This is a genomic window from Pimelobacter simplex (genome assembly GCF_024662235.1).
Taxonomy (GTDB): domain Bacteria; phylum Actinomycetota; class Actinomycetes; order Propionibacteriales; family Nocardioidaceae; genus Nocardioides.
The window spans coordinates 3,337,244-3,357,626 of the sequence record NZ_CP096276.1; the positions used below are offsets into that span (position 1 = coordinate 3,337,244).

Sequence of the window (20,383 nt, forward strand, 5' to 3'; positions counted from 1 at the left end):
GTCAGCGCTTGCGCGCGCCCTTCTTCTTGATCGGGACGTGCTCCACGTGGGGCTCGGGGGCGGGCTCGGGCTCGGGCTCGGGGGCGGGCTCAGGCGTCGCCTCGGGCTCGGGGGTGGGCTCCGCGGCCACCGGCGGGCCGGCGGGGCGGGAGGCCGCCCGGCGTCGGGTACGGGTCACGACCGTGGTCGTGGCCACCGGCGCGGGCTCCGGCTCGGGCTCCGGCTCGGGCGTCACCTCGGGCTCCGGGGTGGGCTCCGGCTCCGGGGCCGCCTCGGGCTCGGGGGTCACCTCGAGCGTCGGCTCGGCCTCGGCGGGCGTGCTCGCGTCGACCTCGACGGCGGCCTCGATCGGCTCCGGCTCCTGGGCCTGGTCCTGCTCGTGGTCCTGGTCCTCGGCGGGCTTGGCCATCGCGGCGACGTCCTTCGGGGACGGGACCACGGCCTTCGGCGCCTCAGCAGCCGCACCGCCGCCCTGACCACCGCCCTGGCCGCCCTTGCCCTTGCGCCGACGGCTGCCGCGACGCGACTCGTCCTCGCCGCCCCCGGCACCGGCGTTCCCGCCGCCACCGGCGTTGCCGCCGCCGCCCGCGTTGCCGCCGCCACCGCCACCGCCGCGCTTCGGCTCGACCGGGAGGTCGTGCACGAGCAGGCCGCGGCCCTGGCAGTGGGTGCAGGTCTCGCTGAAGGCCTCGAGCAGACCCGTACCGATCCGCTTGCGGGTCATCTGGACCAGGCCGAGCGAGGTGACCTCGGCGACCTGGTGGCGGGTCCGGTCGCGGCCCAGGCACTCCACCAGGCGGCGCAGTACGAGGTCGCGGTTGGACTCGAGCACCATGTCGATGAAGTCGACGACGATGATGCCGCCGATGTCGCGCAGCCGCAGCTGGCGCACGATCTCCTCGGCGGCCTCGAGGTTGTTCTTGGTCACCGTCTCCTCGAGGTTGCCCCCGGAGCCGGTGAACTTGCCGGTGTTGACGTCGACGACGGTCATCGCCTCGGTCCGGTCGATGATCAGCGAGCCGCCCGAGGGGAGCCAGACCTTGCGGTCGAGACCCTTGGCGATCTGCTCGTCGATCCGGTACGTCGCGAAGAGGTCCGGGACGCCGTCGCCGGCCTCGTGGTGCTCGAGGCGCTCGGCGAGGTCGGGCGCGACGTGCTCGACGTACTCCTTGACGGTCTCCCAGGCCTCGTCACCCTGGACGACGAGCTTGGCGAAGTCCTCGGTGAACAGGTCCCGGACGACCTTGAGGGTCAGGTCCGGCTCGCCGTAGAGCAGCTGCGGGGCGTTGCCCTTGGCCACGCGCGCCTCGATGTCCTCCCAGCGCGCCTTGAGCCGCTCGACGTCGCGGGTCAGCTCGTCCTCGGAGGCACCCTCGGCTGCGGTCCGCACGATGACGCCGGCGGTGTCCGGGACGATCTCCTTGAGCAGCGCCTTGAGCCGCGCGCGCTCGGTGTCGGGCAGCTTGCGCGAGATCCCGGACGTCGTGCCGTCGGGCACGTAGACCAGGAACCGGCCGGCCAGGCTGATCTGGCTGGTGAGGCGGGCGCCCTTGTGGCCGATCGGGTCCTTGCTGACCTGGACCAGGATGGTCTGGCCCGACTGCAGGACCGACTCGATCTTGCGCGGCTGGCCGTCCTTGTGGCCGAGCGCGGACCAGTTGACCTCGCCGGCGTACAGGACGGCGTTGCGGCCCTTGCCGATGTCGATGAAGGCGGCCTCCATCGACGGCAGGACGTTCTGGACCCGGCCCAGGTAGACGTTGCCGATGAGCGAGGTCTGCGACTCGCGGGCGACGTAGTGCTCGACGAGGACCTTGTCCTCGAGGACGGCGATCTGGGTGAGGTCCTTGCGCTGGCGCACCGCCATGACCCGCTCCACCGACTCGCGGCGGGCCAGGAACTCGGCCTCGCTCACGATCGGCGCGCGGCGCCGTCCGGCCTCGCGGCCCTCGCGGCGGCGCTGCTTCTTGGCCTCGAGACGCGTCGAGCCGGAGATCGAGGTGATCTCGTCGTCGGCCGAGCGCGGCTTGCGGACCCGGGTGACGGTGTTCTCCGGGTCGTCGCCACCCTCGGCGTCGGACCCGGCCTCACCGGCCCGGCGGCGCCGGCGGCGCCGGCGCGAGGACGTCGAACCGCCGCCCTCGCCCTGGGCGCCGTTGTCGCCGTCGTTGTCGCCCTCGCCCTCAGCGTCGCTGTCGGTCTCGGCCTCGCCGGCGCCGTCGCTCTCGCCATCGGTCTGGCCGGCCTTGGACTGGGAGCGCTGCCGCGGCTTCGCCTTGGCCCGGTTCCGGGGCTGACCGGCGGCGCCGGCCTCGCCCGCGGCGTCGTCGCCGGACTCGGAGTCGGCAGCCTCGGCGTCACCGTCGCCCGCGGTGCCCTGGTCGGTGTCCTGGTCGCCGTCGGAGTCGGCGTCGGTGTCGGTGTTCGCGCCGGCCGGCTTGCGGCGGCGGCGACCGCCCCGGCGGCGACGGCGGCGGGGAGCGCCGGAGGCGGCGTCCTCGTCAGAGTCGTCCTCGGCGTCAGTGTCGGCGTCGGCGTCGGCGTCGGCGTCGGCGTCGGAGTCGGCGGACTCGGCCTCGGGCGCCTCGGGCGCCTCGGGCGCCTCGGGCGCCGGCTCGGTCTCGGTGTCGGTCTCAGCGGCAGGCGCCTCGGCCGCCACCTCAGCCTCGTCCTCGTCCTCGGCCTGCTCCTCCACCGGGGCCTCGGCCTCGGTCTCGGCCTTGGTCCCGGCCTCGACCACCGGAGCCTGGAACAGCGGAGCGACGGCCGCGCGCGCGGCGGGCGCGGCCGGCGTCTCGACGATCTCCTCCTCCGGCGTCAGCATGAGCTGCTCGGAGGTCGGCGCGGCCTCGGTCGCGGCGGCAGCGGCCGCCGCCTTCTTCGCCTTGGCCGTGGCCGCGGCGGTGGTCTTCTTGGCCGTGGTCTTCTTCGCGGCGGCCGTCTTCTTGGCGGCCGCGGACGTGGTCTTCTTGGCCGCCGCCGTGGTGGTCTTCTTCGCAGCGGTCTTCTTGGCAGCCGCCGTCGTGGTCTTCTTGGCCGCGGTCTTCTTCGCAGCGGCCGTCTTCTTGGCAGCCGCCGACGTGGTCTTCTTGGCGGCCGTCTTCTTCGCGGCGGCCTTCTTGGCCGGCTTCGCCGGCTTCTCCGCCGCCCCGGTCTCGGTCTCGGTAGGGGCGGTGGTGGCGTCCGTGGGCGCGTCGGTCATGGCGCTACTCCTCCACCCGGCGCTTCCGCGTCGGGGTGTCATCGGGGCTCGCGCGACGCGCGGCACCGTAAGCCTTCGGGGGACGACACCCTCCGCGGAGCGTCACTGGAGGCGGGCCGCTCGCCTGCCGCGGTCGCGGGGTGCGTCGCGTCGGGCGGTCGTACCGTCTCCACCGTGCCGGCCGGTCAGTTTCCTGCCGTCCGGCGAGAACGTCGTCAGATCGCACCGCGCGCTGTCCGGTGGGACGCGCACGGGGGTGGATCTGTGGCGAGTATCGCACACGGCCCTCAGGCCGGTGGCATCACCGGGCAGCCAGCGGGTCGCCGACGGTGCCGGCCTCCCGGTCGAGCACGCCTTGGGCGAGGCGGGTCAGCAGCACCGTCCCCGGTACGGCGAGCCCGCCGACCTCGCGCAGTCCGGTCAGCACGTCGTCCGGCCGTACGGCGGGCACCGCGTGCTCCAGCAGCAGGTCCAGCTCGCCGCTCTCGGCGACCCCCAGCCGGACGACGGCGGCGCGGCAGTCGAAGCTGCGCATCCCCTTCTTCGTCATCCGCTCCACGGTCACCGACTCCGTCGCCAAGAAGCCCTCGACCGCGGCGCGCACCTCCGCGACGGGGACGCCGCCGAGGTCGATCAGCCAGTGGCTGGCGGTGAGCAGGTCGGAGAGCGAGCCGGCGGCGGTGTCCGCTGCGTCGACGATGGTGACCACGTCGAGCCCGTCGGGCAGGACGGCGTCGAGCGCGGCGCCGATCTCGGCGGGCTCGCGGACCTCGGCGAGACCCAGCTCGACGTACTCCGACTCGCTGGCGGCACCGGTCGGCGAGGCGCCGGCGTAGGAGATCCGCGGGTGCGGGTGGAAGCCGGACGAGTAGGCCATCGGGATCCGGGCCCGGACGACCGCGCGCTCGATGGCGCGGCTGACGTCGCGGTGGCTGGTGAAGCGCAGCCGGCCGCGCTTGGCGTACCGGATCCGCAGCTTCTGGACCGGCGGTGCCTGCTGCTCGGGCTGCTGACGACTCACGGGCCGAAATCCTAGGTCAGGGAAGGAGTGCGTTCCGCATCTGCGGTGACGCGTAGACGTTGGTGATCCGCACCCCGGCGAGCCACGCCCCGAGCCGGGCCGCCTCGGCGTCGAGCGCCGCGCTCGCCTCGGACCCGACGTCCTCGCGCAGGATGACGCGCACCTCCCCCGCCTCGTCCTGCACCCAGCAGCCCACCACGCGGCCGTCCCACCAGGCCGTGTTGCCGGCGTTCCCGTTGCTGTCGAAGAGGTACGGCGTGTGCGCGGCGTCGAGGTAGAAGGAGCGCTCCTTCCAGCCCATCACGGTCGGGTCCAGGGTCGGCAGCAGCGCGGCCCAGGGCGCGACCTCGGCCCCCGTACCACCGCCACCACCGCCGCCACCGCCGCCGTCGAGGTCGGCGACGTCGTCCGGCAGCACCCACCCGGTCCCACCGCCGTCCAGCGCGACGGCGACCGCGGAGACATCGGCCAGCGCCCGCCGCACGATCGTCTTGGTCGCGCCGAGCCACCACACGATGTCGGCCTCCGTGCCGGGCCCGAAGGTCCAGAGCCAGCGCCGGACCAGCTCGGCATAGCCCGCAGCCGGGTCCGGCGGCGTCACGGTCCCCGCGCCGTCGCCCCCGCCCTCGCCGAGCCAGGCCTCCGTCGTCGTCCAGGCCGGCTTGTTCAGCCTCCAGTGCCCGGCGTTCTCGGCCCGCAGCACCCGCGCCTCGGCGCCGAGCATCGTCAGCACCTGCGGCGCGACCGGGACCTCCGCCGCCCACTTGGATCCGGGTGCCCCGCGCATGACCTTGGTCGCCAGCAGCGGCACCTCCTCGCGCAATTGCGCGGTGGTACGGGCCTTTCCGTCCCCCAGCACCTCGACGATCGCGCCCTCGACCTCGGCGAGCCACGCCTCCGGGTCGTCGGCGCAGCCGCTCCCGTGCAGGTCCTTGAGCACCTGCGTCCGCTGCTGGCCGGCCACGCGCGCCGCCGCGCTCCCCCACACCGCGGGCAGCAGGTCGCGCGGGAAGGCGAACAGCGTGCGGCGCATCGCGAGCTGCTTCACGATGCTGCGCTCGTCGTACAGCGCGCGCTCGACGTCGTCCAGCGCGAGGTCCGCGACCCGCGCCCACAGCGCCAGGTGGACGGTCGCCGCCTCGGTCGCGTGGAGCGCCGTCATCGCCTCGGCCGCGGCTCCCACGCTCGGGTAGGGGCGGGCTAGACCGTGGCGCAGCGCGAGCCGGCGCCGGCGAGATACATCGGGGAACGGCAGCACATGGCCATGATTCCGCACTAGTCTGACCGCCGTGAGCGATCCGTACGGCAACAACCCCCAGAACCCCAACCCCTACGGCGCGCCCCAGGGCGGCGGCTACGGTCCCCCGCCGGGTGCGTACCCGGGTGCCCCGGGTGGGTACGACGCCACGCCTCCGGCCAAGACCGACGGCGTCTCCGTGGCGTCCTTCGTGCTCAGCCTGCTCTGCTGCACGGGTCTGATCGGCCTGATCCTCGGTTTCGTGGGCCTGTCGCGCACCAAGGGCGGCAAGCGCAAGGGCCGCGGCTTCGCGATCGCCGGTATCGCCATCGGCCTCGTGTCGGTGCTCGTCGGCGCCGGCCTCGTGGTCGCGCTCGCCACCGGCGTCTTCGGCACGCCGATCAACGACCTCAAGGACGGCCAGTGCATCACCGGCAACGGCCTCGACAAGACCTCGGACGAGGGCGTCAGCGGCATCAAGGTCGTCGAGTGCAGCGAGAAGCACGACGCCCAGGTGATCGCCACCAAGAAGCTCTCCTCGTCCGAGGCCAAGGCCTACGACTTCGGCAACCAGCAGCAGATCGCCGAGCACTGCGCGCCGATGCTCAACCCCGGTGAGCAGGCCCTGATCCTCGACCCGAAGTACTTCGTCATCGCGCTGACCCAGGACAAGAAGCCCGCCTCGGGCGACAAGGTCGTGTGCGTGCTCACCCTCGCCGACGGCGGCTCGCTGGACAAGAAGCTGCCCTGACGCCATGAGCAACCCGTACGGCGGGGAGTACCCGCCGTACCAGCCCGCGCCGAACCCGTACGACAACAGCGCGTACGGGTCGGCGCGGACGCCGTTCGACGGCGTCTCGCTGGCCGCACTCATCTGCTCGGCGACGTGCTGCGCAGCGCCTGTCGGCGTCGCGCTCGGCATCGCCGGCCTGGTGCGGACCGGCGGCGGGCGCCGTACCGGACGGTGGGCGGCGGTGACCGGACTGGTGCTCGGCACCGTCCTGACCCTCGCCATGGCCGGCTTCCTCGTCTTCGCGATCGTGCTCGGCTCGCAGTCGGTCCAGGAGGACGACGCCCGGGCCGGGCAGTGCGTCGACGTCAACAGCCTCGACATCGTCGAGAAGGCCGACTGCGACGAGCCTCACGACGGCGAGATCATCTGGGCCGGCCGGTTCAGCGGCGAGCTGCTCGAGAGCTTCGACAGCCGCTCGACGCAGGACTTCTGCGCCGCGCTGCCGGGGCTGCGTGCGACGTACCGCTCGGCGGTCGAGGGCGACGAGTACGAGGCCTCGGTCTCGGTCGACGCCTTCGACGAGGACGAGCCGGACACCGGTGACTGGTTCTTCTGCTACCTCACCCGCGGCGACGGCGACCGGATCGACGGCCCCGTCGGCTCGGACGGATCGGACGGATCGGACGGCTCCGGCGGTTCAGGCGGATCGACCGGCGCATGAGCCAGCCGCCTCCCCCGCCTCCCCCGGGCGACCCGCTGCCGTACTACGGCGGCCCTCCCCCTGCCTACGGCGGTCCGCCGACGGCACTGCCGCCGGGCAACGACAAGGGCCTGGGCTGGACCGGCTTCGCGCTCGCCCTCGTCGTGTGCGTGCCCTGCCTGCCGATCGTCGGCCTGGTGATCGCGATCGTCGCGCTCGCCCGCCGCCGCTTCCGGCCCCGCTGGGTCGCCGCGCTCACCGTCGTCCTCGGCCTCGCCGCGACCGGGCTCCAGGTGGCGATGGTGCCGCCCATCCTCGACGGCATCCGCGACGGCGTGAACGACAGCATCGACGCCTCCACCGAGGAGGCCCGGCGCAGCGGCGAGCCGTCCGAGGTCCCGACCCTCAAGCTCCGCGCGGGCGACTGCTTCAACGACCCGAACCTGCGACGGGCCGACGTCGACGAGCAGGTGGAGTCAGGCACGGTCACCCTCCTGCCGTGCACCCGCAAGCACGACCTCGAGATCTACGCGACCCTGCGCGTGCCGGGCGGGAAGTTCCCCGGGCAGGCCGCGATCGAGCGGCGCACCACGGAGTGCATCAAGAGGTTCCGGAAGTTCGTCGGCGTGCCGTACCCGGACTCCCAGTTCGAGGTCTACTACTACTACCCGACCAAGCTGAGCTGGCGGTTGTTCGACGACCACGCCATCCAGTGCGCCGTCGGGCACCCCGAGCGCCGGGTCACCGGGACGCTGCGCGACCGGAAGCGCTGAGCCAGGGCTCAACCGAGCGCCGCGACCAGGGCCTCGTACGTCGCCGCGGGGCTGCCGCCCGTGTCGACCCGGAGGACGTCGGGGGCGCGGGCGGCGCTCCGCTCCAACCGGTCCGCGAGCTCCTCGACCGCCGCCGCGCCGCCCACCCGCTCGATCTCCGCGTGCACCACGGCGTGGAGCGGATCCGCCGCCGGCCGGGCGTGCAGCCGGTCGGCCGCGATGCCGCGCGGGGCCTGCAGCAGCACGTGCACGTAGGCGTGCCCGGCGTCGACGGCGACGCTGCGGAAGCGGGCGCGCTCGTCCTCGTCGGCCAGCATCTGCGGCAGCACGACGTCTCGGCCCTCGGCGAGGTGGGCCGCGATCATCGCCTGCGCGACCGGGCGGATCACCGCACCGGCGCCGGCGAAGTCGTCCTCCCAGCCGCCGACGAAGCAGCGGAGCCGGTCGATGTCGCAGGCGAGCACTCCCGGGTGCTCCGCGGCGTACCGCTGCGCGAGCGTGCTCTTGCCGACGCCCGGGGCGCCGTTGAGGTGAAGGAGCCGAGCCACCCTGCCGAGCCTAGGCGGCGGCAGGGTGGCCCGGCAGGGTCAGGACGGGCGGGCTACTGCCAGACCCGCACGTAGTCGATCTCGGTCGTGCCGACGTTCGGGGTGTCCCCCGGCGTCAGCGTGTACTCGTTGAGCGTCTCGGAGTTGCCGAACGCCTGCATGAGGATCAGGTAGAAGCCCTTGTTGAAGGGGCCTCCCGAGATGGCGAGGTCGGTGCACGGGGTCGGGTTGTCGTTGACCCACGTGGTCAGGCGGGTCGAGGACCAGAGGAACTTGTAGGTGTTGAACCCGCCGACGGTGCCGCCGGTGGTGGGGTCGATATTGCAGCCGGGGCTCTTCCACCCGCCGGTCGTCGTACCGGACAGCTGGTGCATGGCGGGGGCGTTGAGGTTGCCCGCCGCGCTGTAGAACTCGGCGAAGTCCATCTCGCCCGACAGCGGCCAGAAGCCGTACCGGTCGGTGGTCGGCCACAGGTAGAAGGTCTCCTGCAGGCCCTTGGCCGTGTCGGTCGGGTACGCCGGCGTGGCCGGCGGCGTCACCGCGCGCCCCTCGGTGCTGCCGTGCAGGGACGGCAGCTTGGCGCGGATCTCGTAGTACCCGAACGTCTGCTGCAGCGTCGGCTGCGTCCCGTCCGAGGAGTTGTGCCAGACCGTCGCGCCGAACTTGCGCGAGGACTTGCTCGGGTTCGCCGGGCACGCGGTCGCGCTCGCCTTGACGCTGGCGGTCAGGTGCAGGCTGCCGCCGTCGACCTTGACGTTGCCGGTGCTCTCGTCACCGAAGCACGCCTTCTCGGTCTTGGGCTGGGTCATCAGCCCCTGCTTGGCCACGCGCCAGTACGTCGTGTCGAGCGTCGTGCCCGAGAACTCGTCGCTGAACGTGCACTGCCAGCTGCCCCCGCCCGGACGCGCGACGCCCGGCGTCGCGCTCGCGCAGCCGTAGACGCCCGGGACGGCGTACGGCGTGGGGTCGGTGACCACGTTGAGGGTCGTCACGGCCGACGTACCGGCGGTGTGGTTGGCGTTGGCCGCGACCTTGACCCGGTACTGGTAGTTGCCGAGCAGGCCCTGCTTGACGGCGAACTGCGCCTGCAGGTCGGAGTCCAGGGTCGCGGAGTCGACGAGCGACCAGAGCAGCCCGAGCGCCTTGTGCTCGAGCTGCACCGTCTCGCCCACCAGTCCGGGATCGACGGTGACGGTGAAGGTGGACGTGTCGTTCTGGCCGACCGGGTTGGGCGCGGCGACGATGCCGAGCGTGGGGGCGGGAGGGGTCGCCTGAGCGATCATCGGTGCGACAACTGCCGCGGCGCCGAGAACCAGGGCAAGCGCTGCGAGGCTGATCAGCCTTCGGGGGTGCGTCGTCATGGGCTGAATGTGCACCCGCGCCGTCCCGGTTGTCATGACACGTCGGCGCTATGGCGGTGAGGGTTCACCAAGTGCTACGGGTGCTTGGTCGGGTCCGCTGGCTCCGCCGCCGGCGCCGACGCGGGGACCTCCCGCTCCCCCGTCCGCACCCACTGCCGCCAGCCCGGCGACAGCAACCGGCCCGCGTTGAGCACGAATAGCAGCGCCGCGAGGAACCGCAGCCAGTCCAGGTCCGAGGTGAGCGCGCCGATGGCGAGCACGGTCAGCAGGACCAGCCGTGGGGCGGCCCGGACGGCGACCATCGCCGGCGCGGCAGCATCAGCCATCAGAGGCCGCTCGGCAGGAGCAGAGGCAAGGAGACCAGTCGCACGCCGTCACCCTACGGGTCGCACGCCTGACCGAGGATGGCGGACTTCCCGAAAGCACTGCGTCGCGGCGGCCGACCCGACAGACTCGCCTGATGCTCCCCGTGCGGCTCGTCGCCGCGGTGTCGTCGTCCTTCCTCCTCCTCGGTTCGCTCGCCACCGGCACCCCGGCCGCGTCTGCCGCGTCTGCCGCGTCCCCCGACGCGGGGCCCGGTCTGCACGGTAGGGCCGCGATCAGCCAGCTCGACGACGAGCTTCCCGCGATCGCCCGCCGGTCCGGGCTGAGCGGGCGCGAGCTGCGCCGGATCCTGTCGACCGACGACTCCGCGCACGTGACGTCGGGTGGCCGGCTCGTGTACGCCGACACGTTCCCGGAGGCGCCCGCCGGCGCCCGCGTCCAGGCCGCCGACGCACCGCTGCCTGAGGCGTCGACCTTCACGCTGCACAGCCGGCCGGGCTCGAAGCACACGATCTTCCTGGACTTCGACGGCGCCGAGGTCAGCAACACCTACTGGAACATCCAGGCCGGCATCCCGAACGGCCACTACGACGGGTTCTCGATCGACGAGGACCTGTCCACCTTCAGCAGCGCGGAGCACGCCTACATCCAGGAGAACTGGCGGATCCTCGCCGAGGTCTTCGCGGCGTTCGACGTCGACGTCACCACCGAGGACCCCGGTCCCGCGGCGTACGACCGCGACGGCGTCGCCGACGACACCTACGGCGACCACGTCCTCTACAGCGACGACCCGGACTCACGGCCGATCTGCACGGGCTGCGCCGGGATCGCCGTCTTCGGCGCCTTCGCCGACCCCTCGGAGGAGGGCACCAACACGCTGGAGCCGGTCTGGGTGCGCAAGCAGCCGAACGCCTTCCTCGCGGCGACGGTCGCCGCCCACGAGATCGGGCACACCCTCGGCCTGAACCATGACGGAGTCACCACCGCCCCGACCGCGCAGTCCCGGGAGTACTACGGCGGCCAGGGGGCGTGGACTCCCATCATGGGCTCGGGTCTCCATGGCATCGTCCAGTTCAGCAACGGCGACTACGCCAACGCGACCAACCGTCAGGACGACTTCGCGACGATGGTCGCCACCGGACTCCCGCTGCTGCCGGACGACGCCGGGAACACCGCCGCCTCCGCGACCAGTCTGGGGGCCCGGACCGACTACACCGTCGACGGCGTCATCACCAGCCGCGACGTCGACTACTACAAGGTGGGCCCGTGCACCGCGGCTCCTTCGGTGGAGGCGCTCGGGAACGGTGACGGCAGCGCGCTCGACCTGCGGGTCGACCTGCGCCGGGCGGACGACAGCCTGGTCGCCTACTCCGACCCTGCCTCGGCGGAGGTCGTCGTCGGCGGCTTCGCCCACCGGACGGCCACCGGAATGGACGCACCGCGGATCTCGCCGAGCGGCGGGGCAGGGACCTACTACGTCAAGGTCCGCGGCGTCGGCAACGGCGATCCGCTCACGACCGGCTACTCCGACTACGGGAGCGTCGGCACCTACACGCTGTCGGTCGACGGCTGCGCCGCCGCGAACGGCACCACGCCGAACGCCCCTGCCTCGATCGACCTGACCACCAGCAAGGGCTCGGGCACGCTGACCTGGTCGGCCCCGGCGACCGGCCCGGCACCGACGGGCTACCGGATCAGCGGGATCGCCGGTGGACCGGTCGAGGTCCCTGCCGGCACCACCACGAAGGCGATCACCGTGCCGGGCGGGTACGACATCAACGTGGCCGTCGCCGCGCTGAACACCGCCGGCGCCGGAGCGCCCGCCACGCTCAACCGGCACGTCGCGTCCTGGGTACCGTCCGCGCCACCTGCCGTCACCGTGGCGACCAGCGGGCTGCGGGCCACCATCACCTGGACGCCCGCCGCGAACCCCGGCAACGCCCACCTGAGCCACTGGCTGCTGACCGTCGACGGCCTGCTCGCCCCGCAGACCAGCCCCACCCGGAGCTTCACGACGACGTTCTCGGCGTACGGCACGCACACCATCCGGCTGGTGCCCGAGATGGAGGCCGAGCTCCCCGGGGCCGCGCCGGCTCGCACGATCCAGGTCCTGGTCGCCGTCAAGCCGTCGGCACCGCGGATCGGCACCGCGTCGCCGGGCACGCCCGGCGGGAAGGCCACCGCGACCGCTCGCTGGACGGCCCCCACGACCAGCGGCGGCGCGGCGATCACGTCGTACAAGGTCATCGCGTCGAAGATCGCGAAGGGCAAGGTGGTCGGGACGAGGGTCTCCGCCGCCCTGCCGGCCACCGCTCGCTCGTACACGTTCCGGCTCGCCAAGGGCTCCTACCGGTTCCGCGTCGTCGCCACCAACGTCAAGGGCGCGTCGCCGGCGTCGGCGTACTCCCGGACCGTCGTCGCGCGGTAGGCGCGCGACGACGGGCGCAGGCGGGTCCGGGCGGCTCAGACGACGCTGAGCGGGAGCAGCTTCTGCCCCGTCGGGCCCACCTGGATCTCGGTGCCCATCTCGGGGCACACGCCGCAGTCGTAGCAGGGGGTCCAGCGGCAGTCCTCGACCTCGACGTCGGACTCACCGGAGGCGACCGCGAGGGCGTCCTCCCAGTCGGCCCACAGCCAGTCCTTGTCGAGGCCGGAGTCGAGGTGGTCCCAGGGCAGGACCTCGTCGTACGAGCGCTCCCGCGTCGTGAACCAGTCGAGGTCGACGCCGGTGCCCTCGAGCGCGGTGGCGGCCGAGGCGGCCCAGCGCTCGAAGGAGAAGTGCTCGGACCAGCCGTCGAAGCGGCCGCCGTCGCGCCAGACCTGCTCGATGATGCGGCCGACGCGGCGGTCGCCGCGGGAGAGCAGGCCTTCGATGATGCCGGGCTGGCCGTCGTGGTAGCGGAAGCCGATGGCCTTGCCGTAGCGGCGGTCGGCGCGGACCGTGTCGCGCAGGGCCTGGAGGCGGGAGTCGGTGGTCGCGGAGTCGAGCTGGGCGGCCCACTGGAAGGGGGTGTGCGGCTTGGGCACGAAGCCGCCGATCGAGACCGTGCAGCGGATGTCGTTGCGGCCCGAGACCTCGCGGCCGGTCGCGATGACGCGCTTGGCGAGCTCGGCGATCTGGAGGACGTCCTCGTCGGTCTCGGTGGGCAGGCCGCACATGAAGTAGAGCTTCACCTGCCGCCACCCGTGCGAGTACGCCGTCGCGACGGTCCGGATCAGGTCGTCCTCGGTGACCATCTTGTTGATCACCTTGCGCATCCGCTCGCTGCCGCCCTCGGGCGCGAAGGTCAGCCCGGAGCGGCGGCCGTTGCGGGAGAACTCGTTGGCGAGGGTGATGTTGAAGGCGTCGACGCGCGTCGAGGGCAGCGAGAGCGAGACGTTGGAGCCGTCGTAGCGGTCGGCGAGGCCGGCCGCGACGTCGCCGATCTCGGTGTGGTCGGCCGAGCTCAGGGAGAGCAGGCCGACCTCCTCGAAGCCGGTCTTGCGGATGCCGTTCTCGACCATCGCGCCGATGGTCTCGATGGAGCGCTCGCGCACCGGGCGGGTGATCATGCCGGCCTGGCAGAAGCGGCAGCCGCGGGTGCAGCCGCGGAAGATCTCGACCGAGAACCGCTCGTGCACCGTCTCGGCCAGCGGCACGAGGGGGTTGCGCGGGTAGGGCCACTGGTCGAGGTCCATGAGCGTGTGCTTGCGGACGCGGTCGGGCGCCTCCGGGTGGTTCGGTACGACGGCCGCGATCTCGCCGCTGCCGGCGTCGTAGGAGACGTCGTAGAAGCGGGGCACGTAGACCGCGCCCGACACGGCGAGCCGGCGCAGCAGCTCGAGCCGTCCCCCGGGCCGCCCGTCGCCCTTCCACTCCCGGACCAGCTCGGAGATCTTGAGGACGACCTCCTCGCCGTCACCGAGGACGGCGGCGTCGACGAAGTCGGCGATCGGCTCGGGGTTGAAGGCGGCGTGGCCGCCGGCGATGACCACGGGGTGGTCCTCGGTGCGGTCGACGGCGTGCAGCGGGATGCCGGCCAGGTCGAGCGCGGTGAGCAGGTTGGTGTAGCCGAGCTCGGTCGAGAAGCTCACGCCGAACAGGTCGAACGCGCCGACCGGGCGGTGGCTGTCGACGGTGAACTGCGGGATCTGCTGCTCGCGGAGCAGCTTCTCCATGTCCGGCCAGACGGCGTAGGTGCGCTCGGCGAGGATCCACTCGCGCTCGTTGAGCACCTCGTAGAGGATCTGGACACCCTGGTTGGGCAGGCCGACTTCGTAGGCGTCGGGGTACATGAGCACCCAGCGGACCTCGGCGGCGTCCCACTCCTTGGTGACCATGTTGAGCTCGCCGCCGACGTACTGGATCGGCTTGGACACCGAGAGCAGGTGGGGCTCCAGCCGGGGGAAGACAGACGCGACGGACTCGACGGACATGAGGTCGATTCTACGGTCCGCCGCCCGTGCGCCCGTCATCGTCGCTGGGAGCCTTTTGTAGGATTCCGGCCATGAGCGCCTCCACCTCAGGAAGACTCGGGTGGACGGTCATCGCCCCACCCGTGGCCGCAGTCGTGCTGGCGATCAGCTGGGGCAGCCATCCTGCGCCCTTCGCGGCGAGCCTGATCGGTGTCGCGCTCATCGCCGCGGTGCTGGCCGCGGTCCACCACGCCGAGGTGGTCGCGCACAAGGTCGGCGAGCCCTTCGGGTCGCTGCTCCTGGCCGTCGCGGTGACGGTCATCGAGGTCGGCCTGATCGTGATGCTCATGGTGTCCGGCAGCGGCGAGACCTCGACGTTGGCCCGGGACACGGTCTTCGCGGCGGTGATGATCACCGTCAACGGCATCGTCGGCCTGGCGCTCGTGGTGGGCGCGGTGCGCCACCACCTGGCGACCTTCAACCCCGAGGGCACCGGCTCCGCGCTGGCGACCGTGATCACGCTCGCGGGCCTGACGCTCGTCGTACCGACCTTCACGACCAGCGAGTCCGGCCCGGTGCTGACCGGCGGCCAGCTGACGTTCGCGGCGCTCGCCTCGCTCGTTCTCTACGGCTCCTTCGTGTTCACCCAGACCGTGCGGCACCGCGACTTCTTCCTGCCCAACACGACGTCCACGCCGGGCGGCTGGACCGCCGACAACGACGCCGACGGCGACGACCACGCCGACCCGCCGACCAACCGCGAGACCTGGATCTCGGTGGGTCTGCTGGTCCTGTCGCTGGTCACCGTGGTCGGCCTGGCCAAGGTCGAGTCCTACTCGATCGAGGACGCCGTCGACTGGCTCGGCTTCCCCCACGCCGTGGTCGGCGTGGTGATCGCGATGCTCGTCCTGGCGCCCGAGACCATCGCCGCGGTCCGCGCGGCCTCGCGCCAGCGGGTCCAGATCAGCCTCAACCTGGCCTACGGCTCGGCGATGGCGTCGATCGGTCTCACGATCCCGGCGATCGCGATCGCCTCGATCTGGCTCGAGGGCGACCTCGCGCTCGGCCTCGAGCCGCTCCAACTCGTGCTGCTCGCGCTGTCCTCCCTGGTCGGCATCCTCACCGTCGTCCCGGGCCGCGCCAAGCCGCTCAACGGCGTCGTGCACCTGCTCCTGCTGGCCGCGTTCCTGCTGCTCACGGTGTCGCCGTGACCGCTCGCCGCTCGCGCGTCGCGGCCGGCACCGCCGCGCTCCTGGCGCTGGCGCTGGCCGGCTGCGGCTCCGGCGACGAGCCGGGCGCCGGCGGCGGGAGCGACGGCGACCGGATCGTGCTCACCCCCGCCAAGGACGGCGGCAAGGGCGTCACCCCCGTCGGCAACCCCGTCGGCGACGGCACCACCGCCGAAGTGCGCGGCTACCGGATGACCGACGTCCGGCTCCCCGCGGCCGGCGACGGCCCCGGCGAGGTCTCCTTCCGGATCCTCGACAAGGGCGGCCGGCCCCTCACGACCTACACCGAGGAGCAGACCAAGCTCCTGCACCTCTACGTCGTGCGCGACGACCTCGCCGAGTTCCGCCACCTGCACCCGGTGCTCGGCGACGACGGCACCTGGCGCGGCCAGGTCGACCTCGGCGCCCCCGGCCGCTGGCGCGTGGTCGCGGAGTTCATCCCCCAGGGCTCCAAGGTCCCCCTCGTCCTCGGCACGACGCTGACCGTGCCGGGCGCGTGGGAGCCCGTCGGCGTCCCCCGCGGCCCCAGTGCCGAGACCGGCGACGACGGCGTGGTCAAGGTGCGCCTGCTCGGTCCCGGCGAGGTCAGCACCAACGGGCGGCTCCGCCTGTCGGTGACCACCGAGAACGACGACCCGGTCACCCTCGGCAGCTATCTCGGCGCGACCGCGCACCTGACCGGCTTCGCGATCGGCACCCGCGGCTTCGTGCACGTCCACCCCTACGGCGCGCCGGAGACCCAGAAGGACGGCACCGTGCTGACCTTCCACACGGTGTTCACCGAGCCGGGCGACTACCGGATGTTCGTGCAGGTGCGCGTCGACGGACTGCTGCACCAGCTCGCGGTCACGGTTCCCGTGACCGGTTAGGACCGTGCTTTAGGCTCCCTGAGCATGACCGGCCTCCGCACCAAGCTCGTTCGCACGTCCATCGCGGCCACGCTCTCCTCGGCGCTGCTGCTCTCCGGCTGCGGCGGGGGTGACGACGGCAAGGACGCCGGGAAGAAGGACTCCCAGGAGACCAGCAGCACGACCTCGTCGCCGTCCGGTGGCGCGTCGGCGTCCGACGGCGCCGGCACCGGCACCGACGGCGGGAGCAGCACCGGGACCGGGAACGGGACCGGCTCGCTCGACAAGGCGACCTTCTTCAAGACGATCGCCGACGCCCAGAAGCAGGCGGGCTCCTACAAGGCGACGGGCACCACGAGCGTGCAGGGCACCTCGGTGACCACCATCAGCGAGGCCCGCTACGACGGCGACAAGCTGCTCGCCCACGCCAAGACGAGCCCGAAGTCCGGCCAGCAGTACGAGTCGGTGCTCGCCGGCGGCGTCATCTACCTCCAGGGCGCCGGGCTGCCCGTACCCGCCGGCAAGTGGCTGAAGTTCGACCCCAAGGACAAGTCCAACGCGTCCAGCCCGCTGGCCCCGATCCTCGCGCTGGCCGATCCGCAGAAGCAGCTCGCCGTCTTCGGCTCCCCCAAGGCGCTGACCCTCGTGGGCGAGGAGAACGTCGAGGGCGTCGACACCAGCCACTACCGGGTGACCGTCGACTCCGCCGCGTTCGCCAAGAACGCCGGCCTGCCCGCCGACGCCGGCAAGCTGCTGCCGCCCGAGCTCACCATCGACCTGTGGCTCGACGGCGACGACCGGCCGATCAAGATGCGCCAGGAGTTCGAGATCCAGGGCGCCAAGTCGACCACCGAGCAGGTCTACACCGACTACGGCGCCGACGTGAAGATCGACGTCCCCGCCGACAAGGACACGGTCACCCCGAGCCAGGCCGGCATCGCCTGACCCGACCCGGGCCGACCTGCCTCACCCGGGCTACTTGACGTCGAGGTCGACGGTCGTCACCGGGCTGGTGAACTCGTCGACCCGGATGCTCACCTGGAGCTGCCAGGCACCGGCCGTCGGGAACACCACGTCGGCGGTGTAGGTACCGGCTCCGGTGGGCGTCAGCGGCACCTCGCCGAGGTCGACCTCGGACGAGCGCAGCACGGCGGCCGGGGCGTCGTACAGGTCGAGGGGGTCACCGGCCAGGTTCTGCACCTGGACCAGGAGCCGGCGCTGCAGCCCCGGGCCGGGGTCGAGCACCGCGAGCACCTTGAGATCCTCGCCCGCGACCCCGGTCACCACGCCGGTGTCGGCGGTCCGAGCAGCGGCCGGCGGCTCGCCGGCGGGCGGCTTCTGGGTGAGGAAGCCGGTCACGCCGAGCACCGCGACGAGCACGGCGGCCTCGGCGACCACGGCGCGGCGCACGAGGCCCGCCCCCTGCCGGCGTACGTCGTGGCCGCTGTCGCCGGTGACCCGCGGCAGCAGCCGGTACCGGTTGACCGCGGCGATCGCCGCGACGACGAGCACCAGGGCGACCTTGACCAGCAGCAGCCGGCCGTAGGTCTCGCCGAACAGGCGCGACCAGGAGCCGACGATCCGCCAGCCCAGCAGCACGCCGGACAGCGCGAGCGCGGCCAGCAGGACCGCGGCGAGGGTGGAGAAGCGGCTGAGCAGCAGCGCCGCGTCCTTCGGGCGCCCCGCGACCGAGCGCAGGGTCAGCGCCAGGCCGGTCAGGCCGCCGAGCCACACCGCGCCGGCCGAGAGGTGCAGGGCGTCGGTGACGACCAGCAGCGCGCTCGGCTCGTAGGCCCGGGTGTGGCCGACCAGCGCCGGTGACCAGACCGCGAGTGCGGTGACCAGGTCGACGACGAGCGAGGAGCGCTGCTGACCGGCGGCCCAGGCCGCGACGGCCAGGCCGAACGCCTGGAGCGCCAGCACCTGCAGGTCCTGCTGCACCAGCCCCGGATCGAGGGCCGCCGGGTCGACGACCCCGCCCAGGCCGGAGCCGAGCTGGTAGGCCCCCGCGAGCGGTACGGCGGCCGCGGCCGCGAGGACCGCCACCAGGGCGCTCCCCCGCAGCACGCGGACCAGGCGCCGTCGTACGTCCTCGGCGAGGCGGACGCCCCGCACCGTCCAGGACAGGAAGATCGCGAGACCGCCGGCGAGCAGCAGCGCGACGTAGTCGATCCCGTGCACGATCGCCTGGACGGTCGGCAGCGCGCCCGGATCGGTGCTCACCGACCCGGGCGGCACCACCTTGGGGCTCGGCGCGCCGACGTGGAAGGTCAGCGAGCCGGCGATGGGGTGACCGTCGGCCGACACCACGCGCCAGGTGATGACGTAGGTGCCCTGGGCGAGGTCGCCGGGCAGCTCGCCCCGCACCTCGACGCCGGAGGCCTGGGGGTCGAGGTCGACCCGCTTGCCCGCGGCGTCGAAGGCGAGCAGGCCGTCCGGGACCAGCTGCACGGGCTCGTCGAAGGTGAACGTCACCTCGGACGGCGCCTCGGGCAGCACCGCCCCCTCAGCGGGGTCGGTGGAGACGAGCGTGGCGTGTGCCGACGCCGAGGTCGCCGTACCGAGCACCGTCAGGACGGCGACCAGGACAGCGATGAGCAACGCCGGCACACGACGCATCGTCGTACCTCAGGCCTTGCGGGTGCGCGCGAGCGCGACGCCGCCGAGCGCGAGCCCACCGAGGCCGGCGACGAGGCCGCCGATGGCGAGGCCGTTGCCGCCGTCGTCGTCGCCCTTGTCGGACTTGTCGGCCTTGGCGTCGCCCTCGTCGGACTTGTCGGACTTGTCGCCCTCGGCCTCGGCGCCACCGTGGTGGTCACCCTCCGCGCTGGCCGCGGTGATGGTCACCGACGGTGCGGGGTGGGCGAGCTCCTCGGGGTCCTGGCCCTCGGCGGCGGTCTCGTTCCAGTTGGTCGAGCCCTTCTCGCAGGTCTGGACGACGGGGAAGGTGAGCGTCTCGCCCTCCTTCTCCGGCAGCTGGAGCGAGAGCGCCAGCGTGTCGCGGTAGCCGTCGGCCAGCGGCGTCTTGGCCGTGTAGACGACCTGGCTGACGCGCTCGGTGACCTCGTTGCCGTGGGCGTCCTTGATCGGCGGGTCGAGCTTGGCCTGGACCTTCTCCACGGTCCAGTTCGGGTTGACCGTGGGGGTGACCTGGGGGACGTCCTCGGGCATCGCGATGGCGACCTTGGTGGTCGGCGAGCCCTCGCAGCCGTGGGGGACGCTGAACGTCAGCACGGCGTACCCACCGGCGGCGGTGGTGTCCGGGGTGACGCTGACGTGGGCGCTCGCCGTACCGGCGGTGAGGGCGACGAGGCCCAGCGCGGCGGTCGCGGCGCCGACGGCGGGCAGGGTGAAGCGGCGGATCTGCATGTGATGTCTCTCTTCGTTGACTCAGGTGTTCGGAGGGTGGGCAGCGCGCGCCGCCCGCCTCCGGGGACCCGGAGTCAGACGAGCGCGACGGTGGCCGCCACCGGCGGCCCGCGCGTGGGCGCGAGCGCCCGGTACCCGCGCCGCGCGCGCACCACCACGACCCGGACCATCCGCTGCGGCCGCAGCCGCGGCACCGGGAGCCGGCCGGGATCGGTCCACCCGAGGAGCACCTCGACCGCGCGGCGCCGCAGCGACCACATCGCCCCCGTGACGAGGGCGGCGACCAGGTGCGCCGCCAGCATCGCCGGGGTGAGCCCGAGGAACGCCGCCATCGCGTGCTCGTGCCCGTGCATCCCGGGCGAGAGCGCCACCAGCCACGCGTGGCCGAGCAGCTGGACCGCGACCAGCACCGGCAGCATCACCCGGATGCTCGCCCGCTGGTGCAGCACGAGGCTCCCGGCGCCGTACACGAGGAGGGCGACGAGGCCCAGCCACCACAGCGCCGGCACCTCGCCCCCGGCCGCGACGTGGGCCAGGACGAGCGCGGTCACGCTCTCGAGGCTGCCGAGCAGCGCCGGTACGGCCACGCGACGGCGCGGCGTACGGCGGACGGTCAGCACGGGCCCATCTTGCCGGAGATCCG

The 20,383-nt window shown here is 73.0% G+C and carries 17 protein-coding genes; 7 read left to right on the top strand and 10 right to left on the bottom strand.

From position 1 onward, the window contains the following. Position 1: 1 nt before the first annotated feature. The 3 genes from M0M48_RS16380 to M0M48_RS16390 all read right to left on the bottom strand — a co-directional run bounded on the left by M0M48_RS16380 (position 2) and on the right by M0M48_RS16390 (position 5,481). Entirely contained in the window at positions 2-3,202 is a 3,201-nt protein-coding gene (locus M0M48_RS16380) for an Rne/Rng family ribonuclease (protein ID WP_257751949.1), read from the bottom strand. 301 nt (positions 3,203-3,503) lie between these two features. Beyond that, positions 3,504-4,223: a TIGR03936 family radical SAM-associated protein gene (locus M0M48_RS16385; protein ID WP_215814880.1), complete on the bottom strand. Its 720-nt coding sequence runs from the start codon at positions 4,221-4,223 to the stop codon at positions 3,504-3,506. 16 nt (positions 4,224-4,239) lie between these two features. Then, positions 4,240-5,481 carry a winged helix DNA-binding domain-containing protein gene (locus tag M0M48_RS16390; RefSeq protein ID WP_257751950.1) on the bottom strand — a complete coding sequence of 414 codons (1,242 nt, stop codon included), beginning with the start codon at positions 5,479-5,481 and terminating at the stop codon, positions 4,240-4,242. Positions 5,482-5,512: 31 nt separating this feature from the next. On the opposite strand from M0M48_RS16390, the gene M0M48_RS16395 reads away from it, so the two are divergent. Genes M0M48_RS16395 through M0M48_RS16405 form a run of 3 tightly spaced genes read left to right on the top strand, consistent with a single transcriptional unit; the run spans position 5,513 to position 7,666 of the window. Beyond that, entirely contained in the window at positions 5,513-6,211 is a 699-nt protein-coding gene (locus M0M48_RS16395; RefSeq protein ID WP_215814879.1) for a DUF4190 domain-containing protein, read from the top strand. Between the two features lie 4 nt (positions 6,212-6,215). After that, positions 6,216-6,914, top strand: coding sequence for a hypothetical protein (locus M0M48_RS16400; protein WP_257751951.1), 699 nt, complete (start codon positions 6,216-6,218; stop codon positions 6,912-6,914). Further along, positions 6,911-7,666 (top strand): hypothetical protein, encoded by a 756-nt coding sequence (locus M0M48_RS16405; protein ID WP_257751952.1) that lies wholly within the window; start codon positions 6,911-6,913, stop codon positions 7,664-7,666. The genes M0M48_RS16400 and M0M48_RS16405 overlap by 4 nt, the downstream gene beginning before the upstream one ends. An 8-nt stretch (positions 7,667-7,674) precedes the next feature. On the opposite strand, the gene M0M48_RS16410 is transcribed toward M0M48_RS16405, so the two are convergent. The 3 genes from M0M48_RS16410 to M0M48_RS16420 all read right to left on the bottom strand — a co-directional run bounded on the left by M0M48_RS16410 (position 7,675) and on the right by M0M48_RS16420 (position 9,901). Then, the gene (locus tag M0M48_RS16410; protein ID WP_257751953.1) at positions 7,675-8,214 is read right to left on the bottom strand and encodes an ATP-binding protein; all 540 of its coding nucleotides are present in this window, start codon (positions 8,212-8,214) and stop codon (positions 7,675-7,677) included. Between the two features lie 53 nt (positions 8,215-8,267). Further along, positions 8,268-9,575 (bottom strand): glycoside hydrolase family 16 protein, encoded by a 1,308-nt coding sequence (locus tag M0M48_RS16415; protein ID WP_257751954.1) that lies wholly within the window; start codon positions 9,573-9,575, stop codon positions 8,268-8,270. 74 nt (positions 9,576-9,649) lie between these two features. After that, positions 9,650-9,901, bottom strand: coding sequence for a hypothetical protein (locus tag M0M48_RS16420; RefSeq protein ID WP_257751955.1), 252 nt, complete (start codon positions 9,899-9,901; stop codon positions 9,650-9,652). Between the two features lie 134 nt (positions 9,902-10,035). Between M0M48_RS16420 and M0M48_RS16425 the strand changes: the two genes are divergently transcribed. Further along, positions 10,036-12,327: a zinc-dependent metalloprotease family protein gene (locus M0M48_RS16425; protein WP_257751956.1), complete on the top strand. Its 2,292-nt coding sequence runs from the start codon at positions 10,036-10,038 to the stop codon at positions 12,325-12,327. Between the two features lie 35 nt (positions 12,328-12,362). On the opposite strand, the gene M0M48_RS16430 is transcribed toward M0M48_RS16425, so the two are convergent. After that, positions 12,363-14,315: a TIGR03960 family B12-binding radical SAM protein gene (locus M0M48_RS16430; protein WP_257751957.1), complete on the bottom strand. Its 1,953-nt coding sequence runs from the start codon at positions 14,313-14,315 to the stop codon at positions 12,363-12,365. Between the two features lie 71 nt (positions 14,316-14,386). Here M0M48_RS16430 and M0M48_RS16435 point away from each other — a divergent pair, with 71 nt between their 5' ends. Genes M0M48_RS16435 through M0M48_RS16445 form a run of 3 tightly spaced genes read left to right on the top strand, consistent with a single transcriptional unit; the run spans position 14,387 to position 17,316 of the window. Then, entirely contained in the window at positions 14,387-15,505 is a 1,119-nt protein-coding gene (locus tag M0M48_RS16435) for a calcium:proton antiporter (RefSeq protein ID WP_215814871.1), read from the top strand. Then, positions 15,502-16,392 carry a hypothetical protein gene (locus tag M0M48_RS16440; protein WP_257751958.1) on the top strand — a complete coding sequence of 297 codons (891 nt, stop codon included), beginning with the start codon at positions 15,502-15,504 and terminating at the stop codon, positions 16,390-16,392. The genes M0M48_RS16435 and M0M48_RS16440 overlap by 4 nt, the downstream gene beginning before the upstream one ends. Positions 16,393-16,416: 24 nt before the next feature. Continuing rightward, positions 16,417-17,316: a hypothetical protein gene (locus tag M0M48_RS16445; protein WP_257751959.1), complete on the top strand. Its 900-nt coding sequence runs from the start codon at positions 16,417-16,419 to the stop codon at positions 17,314-17,316. A 30-nt stretch (positions 17,317-17,346) separates the two neighbouring features. Here M0M48_RS16445 and M0M48_RS16450 read toward each other — a convergent pair whose 3' ends face one another. The 3 genes from M0M48_RS16450 to M0M48_RS16460 all read right to left on the bottom strand — a co-directional run bounded on the left by M0M48_RS16450 (position 17,347) and on the right by M0M48_RS16460 (position 20,360). Next, entirely contained in the window at positions 17,347-18,990 is a 1,644-nt protein-coding gene (locus M0M48_RS16450) for a copper resistance CopC/CopD family protein (RefSeq protein ID WP_257751960.1), read from the bottom strand. A gap of 9 nt (positions 18,991-18,999) precedes the next feature. Beyond that, positions 19,000-19,740 carry a YcnI family copper-binding membrane protein gene (locus M0M48_RS16455; RefSeq protein ID WP_215814867.1) on the bottom strand — a complete coding sequence of 247 codons (741 nt, stop codon included), beginning with the start codon at positions 19,738-19,740 and terminating at the stop codon, positions 19,000-19,002. 74 nt (positions 19,741-19,814) lie between these two features. Beyond that, positions 19,815-20,360 (bottom strand): hypothetical protein, encoded by a 546-nt coding sequence (locus tag M0M48_RS16460; RefSeq protein ID WP_257751961.1) that lies wholly within the window; start codon positions 20,358-20,360, stop codon positions 19,815-19,817. Positions 20,361-20,383 lie beyond the last annotated feature (23 nt).

Bases quoted from the DNA above. Each gene is read 5' to 3' on its own strand.
- M0M48_RS16455 (WP_215814867.1), bottom strand. From the start codon at position 19,740: ATGCAGATCCGCCGCTTCACCCTGCCCGCCGTCGGCGCCGCGACCGCC.
- M0M48_RS16450 (WP_257751960.1), bottom strand. From the start codon at position 18,990: ATGCGTCGTGTGCCGGCGTTGCTCATCGCTGTCCTGGTCGCCGTCCTG.
- M0M48_RS16415 (WP_257751954.1), bottom strand. From the start codon at position 9,575: ATGACGACGCACCCCCGAAGGCTGATCAGCCTCGCAGCGCTTGCCCTG.
- M0M48_RS16445 (WP_257751959.1), top strand. From the start codon at position 16,417: ATGACCGGCCTCCGCACCAAGCTCGTTCGCACGTCCATCGCGGCCACG.
- M0M48_RS16435 (WP_215814871.1), top strand. From the start codon at position 14,387: ATGAGCGCCTCCACCTCAGGAAGACTCGGGTGGACGGTCATCGCCCCA.
- M0M48_RS16400 (WP_257751951.1), top strand. From the start codon at position 6,216: ATGAGCAACCCGTACGGCGGGGAGTACCCGCCGTACCAGCCCGCGCCG.
- M0M48_RS16405 (WP_257751952.1), top strand. From the start codon at position 6,911: ATGAGCCAGCCGCCTCCCCCGCCTCCCCCGGGCGACCCGCTGCCGTAC.
- M0M48_RS16430 (WP_257751957.1), bottom strand. From the start codon at position 14,315: ATGTCCGTCGAGTCCGTCGCGTCTGTCTTCCCCCGGCTGGAGCCCCAC.
- M0M48_RS16380 (WP_257751949.1), bottom strand. From the start codon at position 3,202: ATGACCGACGCGCCCACGGACGCCACCACCGCCCCTACCGAGACCGAG.
- M0M48_RS16425 (WP_257751956.1), top strand. From the start codon at position 10,036: ATGCTCCCCGTGCGGCTCGTCGCCGCGGTGTCGTCGTCCTTCCTCCTC.
- M0M48_RS16420 (WP_257751955.1), bottom strand. From the start codon at position 9,901: ATGGCTGATGCTGCCGCGCCGGCGATGGTCGCCGTCCGGGCCGCCCCA.